Raw genomic sequence first — 16,948 nt, 5'->3', positions numbered from 1 at the left:
CCCATGCCGCATATCGAAGGCGACCTGCGAGCCCCCGAGGGCGCGCGCTTCGCGATCATCGCCAGCCGCTGGAACCCGCGCATCACCGATGCGCTGGTGGCGTCGGCGCGCGATGCCTTCGTCGCCAACGGCGTGGCCGATGCCGACATCGACGTGATCCGCGTGCCCGGCGCCTGGGAACTGCCGGTGGCTGCGCGTGCGCTCGCGGTTGCGGGCCGGCATGCGGCCATCGTCGCCCTGGGCTGCGTGGTGCGCGGCGACACCCGCCACTACGAACAGGTCGCCGATGGCGCGTCCGATGGCTTGATGCGGGTCGCGCTCGACACCGGCGTGCCGGTGATGAACGGCGTGCTGGCGGTCGAGCGTTTCGAGGACGCACATGCGCGCGCCGGCGGCAGCCACGGCAACAAGGGCGAGGAAGCCGCACTGGTCGCCATCGAAATGGCGGACCTGCGCCGCAAGCTCCAGGAGCATTCGTGATGAACAACCGCCGCCGTCCCGATGGCATCGATCCCGTGGCCCGTTCGCGTTCGCGCCGGCGCGCGCTGCAGGCGATCTATGCCTGGCAGATCAACGGCGCCAACGAGCGCGACCTGATCGCCCAGTTCGCCCACGAGCAGGCGCACGAGATCGCCGACCTCGAGTATTTCGAGGATCTGGTGCGCGGCGTGCTGCGCCATGTCGGCGAACTCGACGCCGCGCTGGCCGGGCACCTCGACCGCGGCGTGGATGAAGTGGATGCGATCGAGCGCGCCGCGCTGCGCATCGCCGCCTACGAGCTGACCCATCGCCCGGACGTGCCGTACCGGGTGGTGATCAACGAGGCGATCGACTCGACCAAGCGCTTCGGCTCCGAGCACGGCCACACCTACGTCAACGGCGTGCTCGACAAGGCCGCCGCCGCGCTGCGCAGCACCGAAGCGAACGCCGCGCGTCCGCGCTAAACGGACCGGCCGGGCCGCGGATCGTGGGCGTCGCCGAATTCGACCTGATCGCCCGCATCCGCGCGCGCGCCGCCACGCGCGGCGACGTGATCCTCGGCATCGGCGACGACGCGGCGTTGCTGCAGCCGCCCGCCGGCATGCAGCTGGTGGTGGCGATGGACACGCTCAACAGCGGCGTGCATTTCCCGCCGGAGACCGCGGCTGCCGACATCGGCTGGAAGGCGCTGGCGGTGAACCTGTCCGATCTTGCCGCGATGGGCGCGCAACCCGCCTGGTGCACCTTGTCGCTGTCGTTGCCCGATGCGGACGCCGGCTTCGTCGACGGCTTCGTCGACGGCTTTCTCGAGCTCGCGGAGCGGCACGGGGTCGCCCTGGTCGGCGGCGACACCACCCGCGGGCCGCTGTCGGTGTGCGTGACGGTGCATGGCTTCGTCGAACCCGGCACCGCCCTGCGCCGCGCCGGCGCGCGCGCGGGCGACGAGATCTGGATCAGCGGCACGGTCGGCGATGCGGCGGCGGCGCTGGCGCAATGGCGGGCGGGCCGCGGCGCGGATGCCGCGCTGCGTTCGCGGCTGGATCGCCCGATCCCGCGGGTGGCGCTGGGACGCGCCCTGCGCGGTATCGCCAGCTCGTGCATCGACGTGTCCGATGGCGTGCTCGCCGACCTCGGCCATGTATGCGAGGCGAGCGGCATCGGCGCACTGCTCGATGTCGATGCCTTGCCGGGATCGGAGGCGCTGCGCCTCGCGCTCGACGTCGAACCCCGCCGCGTGCTTCAAGCCACCGGCGGCGACGATTACGAACTGTGCTTCACCGCACCGCCGGAAACGGGCGAGGCAATCGTCCGCGCGGCGGCGTCGGCGGATGTGGCGGTGGCGCGGATTGGGCGGATCATCGAAGGCGGGGACATCGCAACCCATGCCGCCGACGGCGGGGCGTGGTCAGCGCCGGGGGCGGGCTGGATCCATTTCGCCTGAAGCATCCGGCTCCGGCAGCGCCTTCACCAGCGGCTCGATCAGGCTCGCCGGGACCAGGGTGGCCTTGCCATCGCCGGCCAGTCCCGGTTGCGATTCCATCGGCGAGGCGGCCGAGATCGCGGCATTCACGGGCAGCAGCGGTGCGGTGATGCGCAAGTCCTTCGCCAGTGGCGGCGTGCCGGTGATGTCGCGGTAAAGGGCCAGCGCCAGCATCAGCGAGGCCTGGGTGCTGGGGTGGGTGCCGTCCGGATACAGATCGATTCCGGGCTGTGCCTTGTGCAGCGCGCGCAGTGCGGCGGCGGCATCGAAGACGCTCGCCATGCTTTTCCCCGCGAGCAGTCGCGTGCTGCGATCCAGCCTGCCCTGCCAGCGCTGGTCAGGGCCCCAAGTCGCGAACAACATGACCTTCGCGTGCTGCAACTGCGCAAGCTTGGCGATTCCGACCTGCGCGCGGATGCTGGCCATGCAGGGGGCCGTGGCTTGCTGTTCGGGACTCGCCATGCATGCGGCCAGATTGCCGCCTTGCTCCTGCAGGATTACCGCGTCGAAGGCTTGCTTGCGCAAGGCTTCGGCGACATGGCCTTGCTTCCAGCGCTCGGCCAGGGTCCCGCCGGGCGAGGCATATGTCTCGGTGGCGATCGGCGTTCCCTGCGACGCGCCCACTGCGCGCAGCAGAGCGGGCAGGTTGTTGGTATAGATGAGGCTGTTGCCGACCAGGAGCACCCGATATTCGCGTGCGGGCGCGACGGATTGGGCCCGGGCGAGAGGCGCGCCGATCCAGGCGAGGCACGCCAACATCAGGATCGGTCGAAGCGACATCGTGGCCACCGCACGAAGCAGGATGGCAGTCAGGCTATGCCGTTGCGGAAACCGGTGCCTGTGGCATTGGTTGGCTACGCCACGACCCGGCACGGCTCAGGCATCGTCCGCGCGGAACGCATCCTTCAGCCATTGGATGGCGGGCGCTTGCGGGTCGCCGCCGGCATCGATCACGTCGAAGCGGCAGGGCGAGTCGGCATGTTGCGGATGGGCGAGCAGGAAGGCCTGCGCGGCCAGGACCAGCTTGCGGCGCTTGCCGGCATCGACCGAGGCAGCGCCGCCGCCGAACAGCGCGCTGGCGCGATAGCGCACCTCCACGAACACCAGCGAATCGCCGTCGTGCATGACCAGGTCGAGTTCGCCGCCGCGCGCCCGCGCATTGCGCGCGAGCAGGCGCAGGCCGTGTCGTTGCAGGAATCGCAGTGCGGCGGTTTCCACCGCACCGCCGCGGGCGCGGCGATCCGGCCGGCTTGTGTCGGGTGAGTCCTCAGCGCGCGCCATCGCCCAGCGGCACGGGCACGCCGCCGGAATAACGCGACCAGCTCGGCTGGCGCAGCACGTTGCCGAAGCCGTCGAGGCTGAGCCGGCCGGTGGCGCCGGGGATGTCGGCATTGTTCGACAGCGCCAGGCGCTCCAGGTAGGCGGTGACCAGCCAGGCATCGAAGCCGAACGCGAACAGGCGCGCGGCCGGGCCCTTCGCGGTGTCCAGGCGCGCCGCCGCGCTGGCCTGCGAGGGCAGGCCGGGGACATCGCGGCTGCCCCAGGTTTCGGCGGGATAGACGATCCCGTCCAGCGCCATGTCCTCCGCGGGCTTGCCGGTGCCGGAGGTGATCTGCGAGGTCGCCACCCGCGTGTTGGCGTTGATGCCGGCCAGGGCGAGCTGCGGCACCAATGCGCGCGCTTGCGGGCCTTTCATCGCCAGCAATACCGCATCCACGCCCTGCGCCAGCGGGGCGAGGTCCGCGCCGATGCCGACGTTGCCGGCGACCTGCACGCCGCGCCGTTCCAGCTGCAGCTTCGCCGCGCCCGCGCTGCGACGCTGCGCGTCCTCGCCGCCGCCGACGATCAGCACGCGCCGGGCGCCGCGCTCGATCAGGTACTGGGCGAGGCTGATGCCTTCGTCTTCCGGCGACAGCGAGAAGCCGGCGCTGCCCGCTGGCGGGGTGCGGCTGCCGCGGTTGAGCGCCAGCAGCGGCACCTGCGGGGTGTCGTCGGCGAACACCGCATCGACTTCATCGCGCGCCAACGGACCGACCACGAAATCGTTGCCTTCGGCGACGGCGCGCGCATAGGCCGCATTGGCGCCGCCGGCGGTGTCGTAGAACCGCAGCTCGGGCTTGCGCCGGCTTTCGCCGTAATAGCCGGTGAGGAAACCGTCGCGCACCGCCGAGGCGGCCGCGGCCTGGCTGCCGCTCAGCGGCAGCAGCATCCCCACCTTCATCGGCGGGCGATAGCCGTCGCGATCCGCGGCGGGACGGCCGGCGGCATCGAAGTTCCAGTCGCCGCGGTCGAACGGGCGCGGCAAGGGCAGGCCGCGATTGAGCAGGGCGCGGCCGGCGAAGTTGTACAGCGGGTCGCCCACCGGCAGCCGGCCGGCATCGCGGCTGAGCGTGGCGTCGTCCAGTCGCGCCAGCAAGGCCTCGATCCGCGCCGCGTTGTCCGCGCGCGCCTGCCCGTCGAGGCCGGCGTGGTTGCGCGCCAGCGCCTGCGCTTCGGCGAAGGCGCCGCTCTGCGCGGCCTGCACGGCGGGTTTCTGCACCTCGACGCTGGCGCAGCCGGCCAGCGCGAACAGGGCCAGGCCCATCATCAGCGGGGCAATCGCGAATCGACCACTCTGGTGTTTGGGGGCCACGGATCGGCGCTCGCTCGGGAACCGGCTACGATTCTACCCGCGCAGAAGGTGAAGGCAGGGAATGCAACGTCGGGGCAGCTCCACATCAGGCATGTTGTTCGTGGTGGCCACGCCGATCGGCAACCTGGGCGACCTTGCCCCGCGTGCGCTGGAGACGCTGAAGGCGGTGGCCGCGATCTGCGCGGAGGACACCCGCCACACCCGCCAGTTGCTGGCGCATTTCGGCGTGGACAAGCCGCTGGTGGCGCTGCACGAACACAACGAGGGCGATGCCGCGGCGCCGCTGGTCGCGCGCCTGCTGGCCGGCGAATCGCTGGCGCTGGTGTCCGATGCCGGCACCCCGCTGGTCAGCGATCCCGGGTTCCGGCTGGTGCGCGCCGCGCGCGAGGCCGGGATCGCGGTCAGCCCGGTGCCGGGGGCGAGCGCGCTGATCGCCGCGTTGAGCGTGGCGGGCTTGCCCAGCGACCGCTTCGTCTTCGAGGGCTTCCTGCCGGCCAAGGCGAATGCGCGGCGCGAACGGCTGGCGGCGCTGGCGCCTGAGCCGCGCACCCTGATCTTCTACGAGTCGTCGCATCGCATCGAGGAGACGCTGGGCGATGCGCTTGCCGCATTCGGCGCGGAACGCCGCGCGGTGGTCGCGCGCGAGCTGACCAAGCTGTTCGAGACCGTGCTCGACGGCAGCCTGGCCGAGCTCGCGCAACGGGTGGGCGCGGATCCCAACCAGCGCAAGGGCGAATTCGTGTTGCTGGTGCAGGGCGCGGGCGACGATGCCGACGCGAAGGTCGCGGAGGGTTTGCGCCTGTACGCGAAACTCAAGGAACACCTGCCGCCCTCGACCGCGGCGAAACTGGCGGCGGAGCTGTCCGGCGCGCCGCGCAAGGCGCTGTACGGCAGCGAGTAAGCGATACGGCCGGGCGCATGCGACAATGCCCATGGCGGAGCCGGCCAGACAGTCGCGTCATCGAGCGATCGGTGCCGAGGAAAGTCCGGGCTCCACAGGGCACGGTGCCAGGTAACGCCTGGGCGGCGCGAGCCGACGGAAAGTGCAACAGAAAGATACCGCCTATGTCGGAGCAATCCGGCAGGCAAGGGTGAAATGGTGCGGTAAGAGCGCACCGCGAGCCTGGCAACAGGCCGGCACGGCAAACCCCACCGGGAGCAAGGCCAAATAGGGACCTCATGACGTTGCCCGCGTCGGGTCCGGGTAGGTTGCTTGAGCGTACGGGTGACCGTGCGCCTAGAGGAATGATTGTCGCGGCGCGCAAGCGCCGAACAGAACCCGGCTTATCGGCCGGCTCCGCCACCTCTTCATCCTGTTTTCGTGCCTTTCCCGATGCCGTGCATCGGGAAAGGCACGGGCGCAGCGTCGTGCCGCCGGTCAGTCGTCGTTGCGCAGCACGGTTTCGCCCGCGAACACGCCGTTCGGCCCGAAGCGGCGCTCGTGGATGAAGCCACGGCCGGCGTGGTCGATCGCGATGATCGTGCTGGCGCGGGTGCCGTAGGCCTCGCCGCGGATGAACGCAGGCGACAGCCGGCGCTCCAGTTCGAGGCCGACGCCGGTGTCCGGCAGCTCCGCGTCGGCTGCGATGCGTTCCTCGGCCAGTGCGCGCCAGAGCGGTTGCAGGTCGTTGCTGCCGGCGTCCACCCAGGCCTGCAGGGCGGCGCTCAGCCGCCGGGTCTTCGGCCAGGGCGCATCCAGCCGGCCATTGGAGATGCCATGCACGCCCGCCGCCAGCGCCTCGCGTTGCCGCGGATGGTTGCCCAGGTGCCAGCAGCCTTCGGCATCGGCCAGCATCAGGTTGAACGGGGCGTAGGCGGCCGCATCCGCCAGCAACGCCTTGCTCATGCCGGCGGCATCGGCCTCGGCGGCAAGGAACGCCAACGGCAACGCCCCTCGGGATGGCCCGGCATGCGGCTTGGCGTAGCCGTCGCGGACATTGGTCACCACCGCGGCCCGGCCGTGGCGATCGATCCCCACCCAGGTGCCGCCCGACTGCAGGTCCCGGCCCGCGATGATCCCGCGGTCTGGCCAGCGGGCCAGGGCAGCGGTCGCACGGGCGTGGAATTCGTCGCGGTTGCCGGCCAGCACCAGCCGCCAGCGGGGATGGAGGTTGCAGGCGAAGGCGACGACGCACATGCCGGCATTGTGGCGCCTCGGGCTGGCCCTGGTGCATTCATTTTTTGCGATGCAGCATGGACGGGCCGATGCTTGCGCCACTCGGGTCGCAAATGCGTCGCCAATCACGAATTCTCAAAAAATGAGACGAAACATAAGCTTGTGGATAAAGCTTGAACAAGTCTCTGAAGATTGCCGCAAGTCGTTGACCGGCTTAGTGAAATTCCCCGCGGAATGTTGTTGACAAGGTAAAAGTGCCTGCCTAATGTGGCGACTCGTGGGGAAACCGGGAATTTCGTGGTTTTTCCGTCATGAACTCCGCTGAAGACGGGGGCGACAGGGCAGGGGCATGTTCCAGGGCGAAACCGCCATCACCATCGACGACAAGGGCCGTTTGGCGATTCCCACCGCCTACCGGGATCTTGTCGCGCGTGAGTGCGGCAACCGGCTGGTCATCACCTACAACCCGTTCGAAGCGGGTTGCCTCTACCTGTATCCGCTGCCGGTCTGGGAAAAGGTCCGCGACCAGGTCAATGCCCTGCCGCGCACCAAGAAGAACAGCCGCCTGCTGCAGCTGAAGCTGGTCGGCGCGGCGGCGTTCGCCGAGCCCGACGGCAGTGCGCGCATCTCGATCCCGGCCAGCCAGCGCAGCGCGGTCGGCATCGAGAAGAAGGCCGTGTTGCTGGGGATGGGCGACAAGTTCGAATTGTGGAGCGAGCAGGCGCACCACGCGCAGATCCGGCAGACGCTGGGCGATGCCGACCTGGGCGACGACTTGCAGGACCTGGTGTTGTGAGTGCGGGTGGCGCGGGCGCCACGCCTGCCCACCTCCCGGTGTTGTTCGCCGAGGTCATGGAGGGCCTGGCGGTGAAGGCGGATGGAACCTATCTGGATGGCACGTTCGGACGCGGCGGTCACGCCCGCGGGGTATTGGCGAAGCTGGGGCCGGAGGGCCGCTTGCTGGTGATGGACAAGGATCCCGAAGCGATCGCCGTGGCCACCCGGTTGGCGGGCGAGGATGCGCGCGTGGCCTGGCGCCGCGGCAGCTTCGCCGACCTTGCGCGCTGGCCGCTGGCCGACGCCGGCCTCGACGGCATCCTGTTCGACCTCGGCGTGTCCTCGCCGCAGCTGGACGTGGCCGAGCGCGGTTTCTCGTTCGGCAAGGACGGCCCGCTGGACATGCGCATGGACCCGGAGTCCGGCGAAAGCGCCGCGCAATGGCTGGCGCACGCTTCGGAGAAAGAGATCGCCGACGTGTTGTGGATGTATGGCGATGAACGCCAGAGCCGCCGCATCGCCCGCGCGATTGTCCAATTCCGTCGCGGCGACACGCCGCTGCTGCGTACGGCGCAGCTGGCCGAGCTGATCGCGCAGGTGATGCCGCGCGGCGATTCCAAGATCCATCCGGCGACCCGCAGCTTCCAGGCCATCCGCATCTTCATCAACCGCGAATTGCTCGACCTGGAGGCCGGGCTGGATGCCGCGCTGGAGCGGCTGAAGCCGGGCGGCCGGCTGGCGGTGATCAGCTTCCACTCGCTGGAGGACCGCATCGTCAAGCAGTTCCTGGCCAGGCATGCGAAGGCGCCGCCGGCCAACCGCCGCATGCCGGTGGAAGTCGCGTTCACGCCGACGCTGCGCCTGGTCGATGGCGCGCAGAAGGCGGGCGATGCCGAGCTGTCCGCCAATCCGCGCGCGCGCAGCGCGGTGCTGCGCGTCGCCGAAAAGCTGGCGGTGGCGGCATGAACCGCTACGTGATCCTCGCCGTGCTGGTGATCGCCAACGTGGCCACCGCGTTGCTGGTGGTGCGCGACCGCCACGAACACCGGCTCGCCTTCATCGCGCTCAACAAGCTCGACAAGGCGCGCGACGAGCTCAACATCGAATTCGGCCGCCTGCAGCTGGAGCAGGCGACCTGGGCGGAAAGCAACCGCGTCGACCAGGTCGCGCGCACCCGCCTGGGCATGGTGTTCCCGCGCACCGAGGACATCGTGGTGGTGCGCCGATGAAGCTTCCCGGCCTGCGGCTCCCGGGCTTGCCGAAGCGCGACCCGCGCGACAAGGCGCGTCGCGAGCCCGCGCGCGCGCCCGGCAACCGCCCGCGTTCGCGCGCGCAATTCAACCTGCGCGGCCGGCTGGTGCTGGTCGGCGGCGCGCTGGCGCTGTGCTCGGCGGCGCTGCTGGCGCGCGCGCTGGACCTGCAGGTCATCGACAACGAGTTCTACCAGCAGCAGGGCGCGGCGCGCTTCCTGCGCGAGATCCCGATCGCCACCTCGCGCGGCATGATCACCGACCGCAACGGCGAGCCGCTGGCGGTGAGCTCGCCGGTGGAATCGATCTGGGCCAACCCGCAGGAACTGCTGAAGTCGCCGGCGCGGCTGCCGCAGCTGGCCGACGCGCTGGGCATGGATCGCGACGAGCTGAAGACCCGGCTCAGCCAGCGCGCCGGCAAGGAATTCGTCTACCTCAAGCGCCGCATCAACCCGGACGAGGCCAAGGCCATCCTGGCGCTGGAAATCCCCGGCGTGGCCAGCCAGCGCGAATACCGCCGCTTCTACCCGCAGGGCGAGGCGATGGCGCACGTGCTCGGCTTCACCAATGTCGACGACCGCGGCCAGGAAGGGCTGGAGCTGGCGTTCGACGACTGGCTGCGCGGCACGCCCGGCGCCAAGCGGGTGATCCGCGACCGCCGCGGCCGCATCGTCGAGAACGTGGACCTGGTGCGCGCGGCGCAGCCCGGCCGCGACCTGACCCTGAGCATCGACCGCCGCATCCAGTACCTGGCGCATCGTGAATTGCGCAATGCGCTGACCCAGTTCGATGCCAGCAGCGGCTCGGCGGTGGTGATCGACGTCGCCACCGGCGAAGTGCTGGCGATGGTCAACCTGCCGACCTTCAACCCGAATGCGGTCGGCACCAGCCCGCGCGATGCGCATCGCAACCGCGCGGTCACCGACCTGTTCGAGCCGGGCTCGACGATGAAGCCGCTGACCGTGGCGGCGGGACTCGAGGCCGGCGTGATCACCGCGGAATCGATCTTCAACACCAACCCGGGCTGGATCGCCAACGGCCGGTTCCGCACCACCGATACCCACAACTACGGCGTGCTGGACACCACCGGCGTGCTGCGCAAGAGCTCCAACGTCGGCGCGGCCCTGATCTCCAGGCGCCTGGGCAACCAGCAGTTCTACGATTTCGTGCGCCGCTTCGGCTACGGCCAGCGCACCGGCAGCGGCTTCCCGGGCGAATCGGCCGGCGTGTTCCCGGCGCCGGACCGCTGGGACGGCACCAGCAAGCAGACCATGAGCTACGGCTATGCGCTGTCGGTGACGCCGCTGCAGATCGCCACCGCCTACGCCGCGCTCGGCAACGGCGGCAAGCTGACCCCGCCCAGCTTCATCAAGGGCCAGCATGCGCCGTCGCGGCAGGTGCTGGACCCGAAGATCGCCAGCGAAGTCCTGCACATGATGCAGAGCGTGACCGAGCCCGGCGGCACCGCCACCCAGGCCGCGATCCTCGGCTACCACGTGGCCGGCAAGACCGGCACCTCGCGCAAGGCCAGCGCCGGCGGTTATTCGCGCCGTTACATCGGCTATTTCGCCGGCCTGGTGCCGGTCGAGAACCCGCGCTTCGCGATGGCGGTGATGGTCAACGATCCGGACCCGAGCAAGGGGTACGTCGGCGGCACGGTGTCCGCGCCGGTGTTCCGCAACGTGATGGAAGGCGCGCTGCGGCTGATGGACGTGTCGCCGGACAACCTCGATACCTGGCTGGCGGCGCAGGCCGAAGCCGAGGCCAAGCGCCTCAAGGCCAGCGGCCACGCATTGCCCGCCGCCACCACCGCCAGCGCGCCGGCACCGGCGGCGAGGGCCGTGCAATGACCCGCGCCATGCTGCTCGGCGAACTGTTGCCGGAACTGGAAGGCCTGTCCGCCGACCTCGCCGTCACCGGCCTGGTGCAGGACAGCCGCGAGATCCAGCCGGGCGACGCGTTCGTCGCCATCGCCGGGTTCGGTGCGCATGGCCTGAATTTCGTCGACGCCGCGCGTGCCGCCGGCGCCGCCGCGATCCTGTTCGAGCCGCCCGCACCCGACGAATTGCCCGCGCCGGAGGATGCGATCCCGGTCGCCGGCCTGCGTTCGCGGATGGGCGCGATGGCCGATGCGTTCCACGGCCAGCCCAGCGCGGCGATGACCACGGTCGGCGTCACCGGCACCAACGGCAAGACCTCGACCGTGCAATTGCTGGCGCAAGCCTGGACCCTGCGCGGGCAGCAGGCCGGCACCATCGGCACGCTCGGCGCCGGCATCTGGCCGAAGATCGTGCCGACCGGGTTCACCACCCCGCTGGTGCTGCGCCTGCATGCGCTGCTCGCCGAACTGCGCGACGAAGGCGCGCAGGCGGTGGCGATGGAAGTGTCCTCGCACGCGCTCGACCAGGGCCGGGTAGACGGCGTGCACTTCGACGTCGCGGTGTTCACCAACCTCACCCGCGACCATCTGGACTACCACGGCGACATGGCCAGCTACGGCGCGGCCAAGAAGAAGCTGTTCGACTGGCCGGGCCTGCGTGCGGCCACGGTGAACCTGGACGATGCGTTCGGCCGCGAATTGTTCGAGGCGGTCGGCGGCAAGGTGCGGGTGGTCGGGTTTTCCTCGCGCGGCGCGGCCGGTGCGGCGGTGCGCGCGGACGAGGTGCAGCTCGATGGCAGCGGCATCCGCTTCATGCTGCATGCCGGCAACCAGGCGCACCCGGTGCGTTCGCCGCTGCTCGGCCGCTTCAACGTCGACAACCTGCTCGGCGTCGCCGCCACCCTGTTCGCGATGGGCATGGCGCCGGCGCTGGTGGCGGAAACCCTGTCGCAGCTGGTGCCGGTCGACGGCCGCATGAACCGCCTCGGCGGCGAAGGCGGGCTGCCGCTGGTGGTGGTCGATTACGCGCACACCCCGGACGCGCTGGAACAGGCGCTGTCCTCGCTGCGCGCGCACACCGCCGGCAAGCTGGTCTGCGTGTTCGGTTGCGGCGGCGAGCGCGACCGCGGCAAGCGCCCGCAGATGGCCGCGATCGCCGAGCGCGGCGCGGACGTCGCCATCGTCACCGACGACAACCCGCGCGGCGAGGATGGCGACCAGATCGTGGCCGACATCGTCGCCGGCTTCGCCGATCCGGCGCGCGCCATCGTGCTGCGCGACCGCGCCCGGGCGATCGCCGAGGCGATCGGCATGGCCGGCGCCGACGACGTGGTGCTGATCGCCGGCAAGGGCCACGAGCCCTACCAGGAGATCCACGGCATCCGGCATCCGTTCGACGACACCGCGACCGCGCGCGCGCTGCTCGGGAGCAAGGCGTGAACGCCCGCCCGCTGGCGTGGATCGCACACGTGACCGGCGGCCGGTTGGTCGGCGCGGATCGCATGGTCGATGCGGTCGCCACCGATACCCGCGCGCTGCCGCAGGGCCGCGCCGCGCTGTTCGTCGCCTTGAAGGGCGAGCATTTCGACGGCCACGACCACGTGGCGGCCGCCGATGCCGGCGGCTGCGTGGCCGCGCTGGTCGCGCATGCGGTGGATGTCGCGCTGCCGCAGGTGATCGTCGCCGATCCGCAACGCGCGCTCGCCGACCTGGCCACCGCGGTGCAGCGCGAACGCACGCGCACCAAGGTGGTGGCGATCACCGGCAGCAACGGCAAGACCAGCGTGAAGACGCTGACCGAAGCGGTGCTGAGGCGCGCCGGCGCGACCTATGCCACGCCTGGCAACCGCAACAACGAGATCGGCATGCCGCTGGCGGTGCTGGACGCGCCGGAAGACGCCGATTTCGCCATCTACGAAATGGGCACCGGCGCGCCCGGCGACATCGCCTACCTGAGCGCGATCGCGGCGCCGGACGTGGGCATCGTCAACAACGTGGCGCCGGCGCACCTGGAGCGCATGGGCAGCCTGCTGGAGATCGCCAACACCAAGGCCGCGGTGTACGACGACCTGCGCGCGGGCGGCGTCGCGGTCATCAATGCCGACGACGCCTTCGCGCCGTATTTCGGCGCACGCGCCGACGGCCATCGCACGCTCCGCTTCGGGCTGGAGGCCAGCGCCGAAGTCGGTGCCCGCGACATCGCGCTCGATGGCGAAGGCTCGCGCTTCACCCTCGTCACCCCGCAAGGCGAAGCCGCGCTGGCGCTGGCGATGCCGGGCCGCCACAACGTGCGCAACGCACTGGCGGCCACCGCCATCGCGCTGGCGCTGGAGGTGCCGCTGGCCACGATCGTGGAAGGGCTGCAGGCCGCGCGTCCGGTCGGTGGCCGGCAGGCGGCGCATCGCCTGCGCAACGGCGCGGTGCTGATCGACGACAGCTACAACGCCAATCCGGGCTCGCTGGCCGCGGCGATCGACACGCTGGCGGCGAGCGGCGAGCAGGCCTGGCTGGTGCTGGGCGACATGCGCGAGCTGGGCGCCGACGAAGTCGCGCTGCATGCGCAGGCCGGCGCGCGCGCGAAGGCCGCCGGCATCGCCCGCCTGTACACGCTGGGCGTGCTCAGCAAGGCCGCATCGGACGCGTTCGGCGAAGGCGCGCGTGCGTTCGCGACGCACGCGCAACTGGCCGATGCGCTGGCCGATGAATTGCGCGCCGGGGTGCGCGTGCTGGTGAAGGGCTCGCGCGGCAGCGCGATGGACCGCATCGTCAAGGCGCTGCTCGCATCGGATGCAGCCGTGGAAAATGGAGACGCCGATGCTGCTTGAACTCACCCGCTGGCTGGAGCAGTTGCAGGGCCACTTCGGCCTGTTCAACTACCTGACCTTCCGCGCCATCCTCGGCGCGCTCACCGCGCTGGCGTTCTCGCTGTGGTGGGGCCCGGCGACGATCCGCTACCTGGCCACGCTCAAGGGCGGCCAGCCGATCCGCAAGGACGGCCCGCAATCGCATTTCTCCAAGGCCGGCACGCCGACCATGGGCGGTGCGCTGATCCTGCTCAGCATCGCGGCCTCGGTGCTGCTGTGGGCGGACCTGCGCAACAAGTACGTGTGGGTGGTGCTGGTGGTGATGGTCGGCTTCGGCCTGATCGGCTGGTGGGACGACTGGATCAAGATCGTCAAGCGCGATCCCAACGGCATGAAGTCGCGCACCAAGTACGCGCTGCAGTCGCTGCTGGGGCTGGCGGTCGGCCTGTTCCTGTACACCACCGCCAACGTCGACGCCGCGACCACCCTGTACATCCCGTTCTTCAAGAACGTGGCGCTGCCGCTGGCGGGCGTCGGCGGCGCGGTGTTCTTCGTCGGCATCGCCTATTTCTGGATCGTCGGCTTCTCCAACGCGGTGAACCTGACCGATGGCCTGGACGGCCTGGCGATCATGCCCACCGTGCTGGTCGCCTGCGCGCTCGGCGTGTTCGCCTACGCTTCGGGCAATGCGGTGTTTTCCGGTTACCTGGGCATCCCGAAGGTGCCGGGCGCGGGCGAGCTGGTGGTGTTCTGCGCGGCGATCGCCGGCGCCGGCCTCGGCTTCCTGTGGTTCAACACCTATCCGGCGATGGTGTTCATGGGCGACATCGGCGCGCTGGCGCTGGGCGCGGTGCTCGGCACCATCGCGGTGATCGTGCGCCAGGAACTGGTGCTGGTGATCATGGGCGGCATCTTCGTGATCGAAACCCTGTCGGTGATGATCCAGGTGGCCAGCTTCAAGCTCACCGGCAAGCGCGTGTTCCGGATGGCGCCGATCCACCACCACTTCGAGCTGAAGGGCTGGCCGGAGCCGCGGGTGATCGTGCGCTTCTGGATCATCAGCGTCGTGCTGGTGCTGGTCGGCCTCGCCACCTTGAAGATCCGCTGATGAGCGCCGTCGCCTTCGACACCCCGCGCCAGGCCACCCGCGTCGACGACATCGGCGGGCGCTTCGACCCGTGGCTGCTCGGCGTGTCGATCGCGCTGGCCTGCTTCGGCGTGGTGATGGTCGGTTCGGCGGCGGTCGCCGGCGCCGGCATGGACGTCGGTCCGTGGTACTTCCTCAACCGCCATGCGCTGTTCCTGGCCGGCGGTGTGGTGCTGGCCGGCATCGCGATGCGCACCGAACTGAAGACCATCGAGCAGCACAGCCAGTTGCTGCTGCTGTTGTGCGTGGTGCTGCTGTTGGCGGTGTTCCTGCCCGGCATCGGCAAGACCGTGAACGGCGCGCGCCGCTGGCTCAACCTGGGGGTGTCCAACTTCCAGGCGGTGGAGGCGGTCAAGGTCATCTACATCGTCTGGCTGGCGAGCTACCTGAAGCGCTACAGCGAGGACGTGGCGGTCACCTGGATGGCGATGCTGAAGCCGGTCGGCGTGGTCGGCGCGCTGGTGGTGCTGCTGTTGCTGCAGCCGGACTTCGGGTCCTCGGTGCTGCTGCTGGGGATCACGATCTGCATGCTGCTGCTGGGCGGTGCGCCGATCCGCCGCATCATCCCCCCGATCCTGCTGCTGGCGCCGATGCTGGTGCTGCTGGTGGTGCTCGAGCCCTACCGCATGCGCCGGGTCACCTCGTTCATGGATCCGTGGCAGGACCAGCTCGGTTCCGGCTACCAGCTCAGCAATGCGTTGATGGCGATCGGCCGCGGCGAGTGGTTCGGCGTCGGCCTGGGCGCCTCGGTGCAGAAGCTCAACTACCTGCCGGAAGCGCATACCGACTTCATCTTCTCGGTGATCTCCGAGGAGCTCGGCTTCGCCGGCGTCTGCCTGGTGGTGGGCATGTATGCCTTGCTCGCCGGCCGCGCGTTCTGGCTGGGCCTGAAATGCGTCGAGATGAAGCGCCATTTCGCCGGCTACATCGCCTTCGGCATCGCGCTGTGGATGTCGCTGCAGAGCTTCGTCTCGATCGGCGTCAACCTGGGCATGCTGCCGACCAAGGGCCTGACCCTGCCGCTGGTCTCCTCCGGCGGTTCCTCGGTGCTGATGACCTGCGCCGCGCTCGGCCTGCTGCTGCGCGTGTCCTACGAATACGAGCGCGCCGCGCGCCAGGTCGCCAAGTTGCGCGGCGTGGCGAACGGCCCGTCGGTGGGCAGCGCGCCGCAGACCTCGCAGCCGCCCATGCCCGCCGACGCGACCGCGCGCGGCACCAGCCGCCTGCGCCAGCGGGTGGAACCGAACATGGGGACGTCTTCCGAATCCGCGGCGCTCTCGGCATTGCGGAGGTCGCGTTGAGCAGGCAGGCGCCCAAGGTGGTGATCATGGCCGGCGGCACCGGCGGCCATATCTTCCCCGGCCTCGCGGTCGCGCAGGCATTGCGCGCGCGCGGCGCCAGCGTGGCCTGGCTGGGCGCCGACGGCGGCATGGAAACGCGGCTGGTGCCGCAGCACGAGGTCGCCATCGACACCATCGCGGTCAAGGGCCTGCGCGGCAAGGGCATCGCGACGTTGCTTTCGGCGCCGCTGCGCGTGCTGCGCGCGGTGCGCGATGCGGCGCGCGTGCTGCGCCTGCGCAAGCCGGATGCGGTGGTGAGCTTCGGCGGCTTTGCGGCGGGGCCGGGCGGGATCGCCGCGCGCATCGCCGGCATCCCGCTGCTGGTGCACGAACAGAACCGCGCCGCCGGCATGACCAACAAGGTGCTGGCGAAGTTCGCCCGGCAGGTGCTGGTCGGCTTCCCGCAGACGTTCGCGGATGAAGTGCTGGTCGGCAACCCGGTGCGCGCGCAGATCGCGCAGGTGCCGCCGCCGGCGCAACGCATGCTCCGTGACGGCATGTCCCAGCAAGGCGGCGCGCTGCGCCTGCTGGTGCTCGGCGGCAGCCAGGGCGCGCGCGCGCTGAACAACGCGGTGCCGCAGGCGATCGCGGCGCTCGGCCTGCCGGTCGACGTGCTGCACCAGGCCGGCGAGAAGATGCTTGACGACGCGCGCAAGGCCTATGCCGATGCCGCGGTGCAGGCGCGCGTGGAACCCTTCATCGCCGACATGGCCGCGGCCTATGCCTGGGCGGACATCGTGGTCTGCCGCGCCGGTGCGCTGACCCTGGCCGAACTGTGCGCGGTCGGCGTCGGCAGCGTGCTGGTGCCGTTCCCGCAGGCGGTCGACGACCACCAGACCCGCAACGCCGAGTACCTGGTCGAGCGCGGCGCCGCGCTGCTGCTCAAGCAGGACGACGCGCTGGCTTCGCAGCTTCGCGATGTGCTTGCCGAACTCACGCGCGATCCGGGCCGCCGCTTCGCGATGGCCGACGCGGCGCGCGCGCTGGCGAAACCCGATGCCGCCGAACGCGTCGCCGACGCCGTGCTGGCCACGATCCAGAAG

At 70.5% G+C, this 16,948-nt stretch carries 15 protein-coding genes, 1 other RNA gene and 2 pseudogenes; 14 read left to right on the top strand and 4 right to left on the bottom strand.

The window, feature by feature from the left end; translation table 11 throughout:
• The first annotated feature begins 3 nt into the window (after positions 1-3).
• Genes ribH through thiL form a run of 3 tightly spaced genes read left to right on the top strand, consistent with a single transcriptional unit; the run spans position 4 to position 1,921 of the window.
• A complete protein-coding gene (gene ribH / locus FHQ07_RS05905; protein ID WP_139715935.1) occupies positions 4-480 on the top strand; it encodes a 6,7-dimethyl-8-ribityllumazine synthase in 477 nt (158 codons plus the stop codon).
• The gene (nusB, locus tag FHQ07_RS05900; RefSeq protein WP_139715934.1) at positions 480-944 is read left to right on the top strand and encodes a transcription antitermination factor NusB; all 465 of its coding nucleotides are present in this window, start codon (positions 480-482) and stop codon (positions 942-944) included. The genes ribH and nusB overlap by 1 nt, the downstream gene beginning before the upstream one ends.
• 23 nt (positions 945-967) lie before the next feature.
• Positions 968-1,921 carry a thiamine-phosphate kinase gene (gene thiL, locus FHQ07_RS05895; protein WP_139715933.1) on the top strand — a complete coding sequence of 318 codons (954 nt, stop codon included), beginning with the start codon at positions 968-970 and terminating at the stop codon, positions 1,919-1,921.
• On the opposite strand, the gene FHQ07_RS05890 is transcribed toward thiL, so the two are convergent.
• The 3 genes from FHQ07_RS05890 to FHQ07_RS05880 all read right to left on the bottom strand — a co-directional run bounded on the left by FHQ07_RS05890 (position 1,886) and on the right by FHQ07_RS05880 (position 4,592).
• Positions 1,886-2,740, bottom strand: a complete 855-nt coding sequence (locus FHQ07_RS05890) for an SGNH/GDSL hydrolase family protein (RefSeq protein WP_139715932.1) — start codon at positions 2,738-2,740, stop codon at positions 1,886-1,888. The genes thiL and FHQ07_RS05890 overlap by 36 nt on opposite strands.
• 96 nt (positions 2,741-2,836) lie before the next feature.
• The gene (locus tag FHQ07_RS05885) at positions 2,837-3,241 is read right to left on the bottom strand and encodes a YraN family protein (RefSeq protein WP_139715931.1); all 405 of its coding nucleotides are present in this window, start codon (positions 3,239-3,241) and stop codon (positions 2,837-2,839) included.
• Positions 3,228-4,592 carry a penicillin-binding protein activator gene (locus FHQ07_RS05880; protein WP_168191472.1) on the bottom strand — a complete coding sequence of 455 codons (1,365 nt, stop codon included), beginning with the start codon at positions 4,590-4,592 and terminating at the stop codon, positions 3,228-3,230. The genes FHQ07_RS05885 and FHQ07_RS05880 overlap by 14 nt, the downstream gene beginning before the upstream one ends.
• 61 nt (positions 4,593-4,653) lie before the next feature.
• On the opposite strand from FHQ07_RS05880, the gene rsmI reads away from it, so the two are divergent.
• Together rsmI and rnpB are read left to right on the top strand one after the other, a co-directional pair.
• The gene (rsmI, locus tag FHQ07_RS05875) at positions 4,654-5,493 is read left to right on the top strand and encodes a 16S rRNA (cytidine(1402)-2'-O)-methyltransferase (RefSeq protein ID WP_139715929.1); all 840 of its coding nucleotides are present in this window, start codon (positions 4,654-4,656) and stop codon (positions 5,491-5,493) included.
• A gap of 36 nt (positions 5,494-5,529) precedes the next feature.
• An RNA gene (rnpB, locus tag FHQ07_RS05870) (RNase P RNA component class A) lies at positions 5,530-5,895 on the top strand.
• A gap of 75 nt (positions 5,896-5,970) precedes the next feature.
• Here rnpB and FHQ07_RS05865 read toward each other — a convergent pair.
• The gene (locus FHQ07_RS05865) at positions 5,971-6,729 is read right to left on the bottom strand and encodes an NRDE family protein (RefSeq protein WP_139715928.1); all 759 of its coding nucleotides are present in this window, start codon (positions 6,727-6,729) and stop codon (positions 5,971-5,973) included.
• 328 nt (positions 6,730-7,057) lie between these two features.
• Between FHQ07_RS05865 and mraZ the strand changes: the two genes are divergently transcribed.
• The 9 genes and pseudogenes from mraZ to murG form a co-directional block, all read left to right on the top strand.
• Entirely contained in the window at positions 7,058-7,504 is a 447-nt protein-coding gene (gene mraZ, locus FHQ07_RS05860; RefSeq protein ID WP_139715927.1) for a division/cell wall cluster transcriptional repressor MraZ, read from the top strand.
• 56 nt (positions 7,505-7,560) lie between these two features.
• Positions 7,561-8,442, top strand: a pseudogene (gene rsmH, locus FHQ07_RS05855) (16S rRNA (cytosine(1402)-N(4))-methyltransferase RsmH); the annotation flags it as partial.
• Between the two features lie 5 nt (positions 8,443-8,447).
• Complete coding sequence (gene ftsL, locus FHQ07_RS05850; RefSeq protein ID WP_139715926.1) at positions 8,448-8,714, top strand: cell division protein FtsL; 267 nt, start codon at positions 8,448-8,450, stop codon at positions 8,712-8,714.
• On the top strand, positions 8,711-10,585 hold the full coding sequence (locus FHQ07_RS05845) for a peptidoglycan D,D-transpeptidase FtsI family protein (protein ID WP_139715925.1): 1,875 nt from the start codon (positions 8,711-8,713) through the stop codon (positions 10,583-10,585). Before ftsL ends, FHQ07_RS05845 begins: the two co-directional genes overlap by 4 nt.
• An 8-nt stretch (positions 10,586-10,593) precedes the next feature.
• Positions 10,594-12,054: a UDP-N-acetylmuramoyl-L-alanyl-D-glutamate--2,6-diaminopimelate ligase gene (locus FHQ07_RS05840; protein WP_206202375.1), complete on the top strand. Its 1,461-nt coding sequence runs from the start codon at positions 10,594-10,596 to the stop codon at positions 12,052-12,054.
• Positions 12,051-13,439, top strand: coding sequence for a UDP-N-acetylmuramoyl-tripeptide--D-alanyl-D-alanine ligase (locus FHQ07_RS05835; protein WP_139715923.1), 1,389 nt, complete (start codon positions 12,051-12,053; stop codon positions 13,437-13,439). The genes FHQ07_RS05840 and FHQ07_RS05835 overlap by 4 nt, the downstream gene beginning before the upstream one ends.
• Complete coding sequence (gene mraY / locus FHQ07_RS05830; RefSeq protein ID WP_139715922.1) at positions 13,429-14,526, top strand: phospho-N-acetylmuramoyl-pentapeptide-transferase; 1,098 nt, start codon at positions 13,429-13,431, stop codon at positions 14,524-14,526. Before FHQ07_RS05835 ends, mraY begins: the two co-directional genes overlap by 11 nt.
• Entirely contained in the window at positions 14,526-15,866 is a 1,341-nt protein-coding gene (gene ftsW, locus FHQ07_RS05825) for a putative lipid II flippase FtsW (RefSeq protein WP_139715921.1), read from the top strand. The genes mraY and ftsW overlap by 1 nt, the downstream gene beginning before the upstream one ends.
• A gap of 26 nt (positions 15,867-15,892) precedes the next feature.
• A pseudogene (gene murG / locus FHQ07_RS05820) lies at positions 15,893-16,933 on the top strand (undecaprenyldiphospho-muramoylpentapeptide beta-N-acetylglucosaminyltransferase); the annotation flags it as partial.
• Between the last annotated feature and the right edge of the window lie 15 nt (positions 16,934-16,948).

It is taken from the genome of Thermomonas aquatica, assembly GCF_006337105.1.
Taxonomy (GTDB): Bacteria; Pseudomonadota; Gammaproteobacteria; order Xanthomonadales; family Xanthomonadaceae; genus Thermomonas; species Thermomonas aquatica.
This window is presented reverse-complemented; position numbering and strand designations above follow the sequence as displayed.

What these genes read in the sequence shown, in the direction of transcription:
- ribH (WP_139715935.1), top strand. Translation starts at nt 4, where the DNA reads ATGCCGCATATCGAAGGCGACCTGCGAGCCCCCGAGGGCGCGCGCTTC.
- nusB (WP_139715934.1), top strand. Translation starts at nt 480, where the DNA reads ATGAACAACCGCCGCCGTCCCGATGGCATCGATCCCGTGGCCCGTTCG.
- FHQ07_RS05890 (WP_139715932.1), bottom strand. Translation starts at nt 2,740, where the DNA reads ATGTCGCTTCGACCGATCCTGATGTTGGCGTGCCTCGCCTGGATCGGC.
- FHQ07_RS05885 (WP_139715931.1), bottom strand. Translation starts at nt 3,241, where the DNA reads ATGGCGCGCGCTGAGGACTCACCCGACACAAGCCGGCCGGATCGCCGC.
- rsmI (WP_139715929.1), top strand. Translation starts at nt 4,654, where the DNA reads ATGCAACGTCGGGGCAGCTCCACATCAGGCATGTTGTTCGTGGTGGCC.
- FHQ07_RS05865 (WP_139715928.1), bottom strand. Translation starts at nt 6,729, where the DNA reads ATGTGCGTCGTCGCCTTCGCCTGCAACCTCCATCCCCGCTGGCGGCTG.
- mraZ (WP_139715927.1), top strand. Translation starts at nt 7,058, where the DNA reads ATGTTCCAGGGCGAAACCGCCATCACCATCGACGACAAGGGCCGTTTG.
- ftsL (WP_139715926.1), top strand. Translation starts at nt 8,448, where the DNA reads ATGAACCGCTACGTGATCCTCGCCGTGCTGGTGATCGCCAACGTGGCC.
- FHQ07_RS05845 (WP_139715925.1), top strand. Translation starts at nt 8,711, where the DNA reads ATGAAGCTTCCCGGCCTGCGGCTCCCGGGCTTGCCGAAGCGCGACCCG.
- FHQ07_RS05840 (WP_206202375.1), top strand. Translation starts at nt 10,594, where the DNA reads ATGCTGCTCGGCGAACTGTTGCCGGAACTGGAAGGCCTGTCCGCCGAC.
- mraY (WP_139715922.1), top strand. Translation starts at nt 13,429, where the DNA reads ATGCTGCTTGAACTCACCCGCTGGCTGGAGCAGTTGCAGGGCCACTTC.
- ftsW (WP_139715921.1), top strand. Translation starts at nt 14,526, where the DNA reads ATGAGCGCCGTCGCCTTCGACACCCCGCGCCAGGCCACCCGCGTCGAC.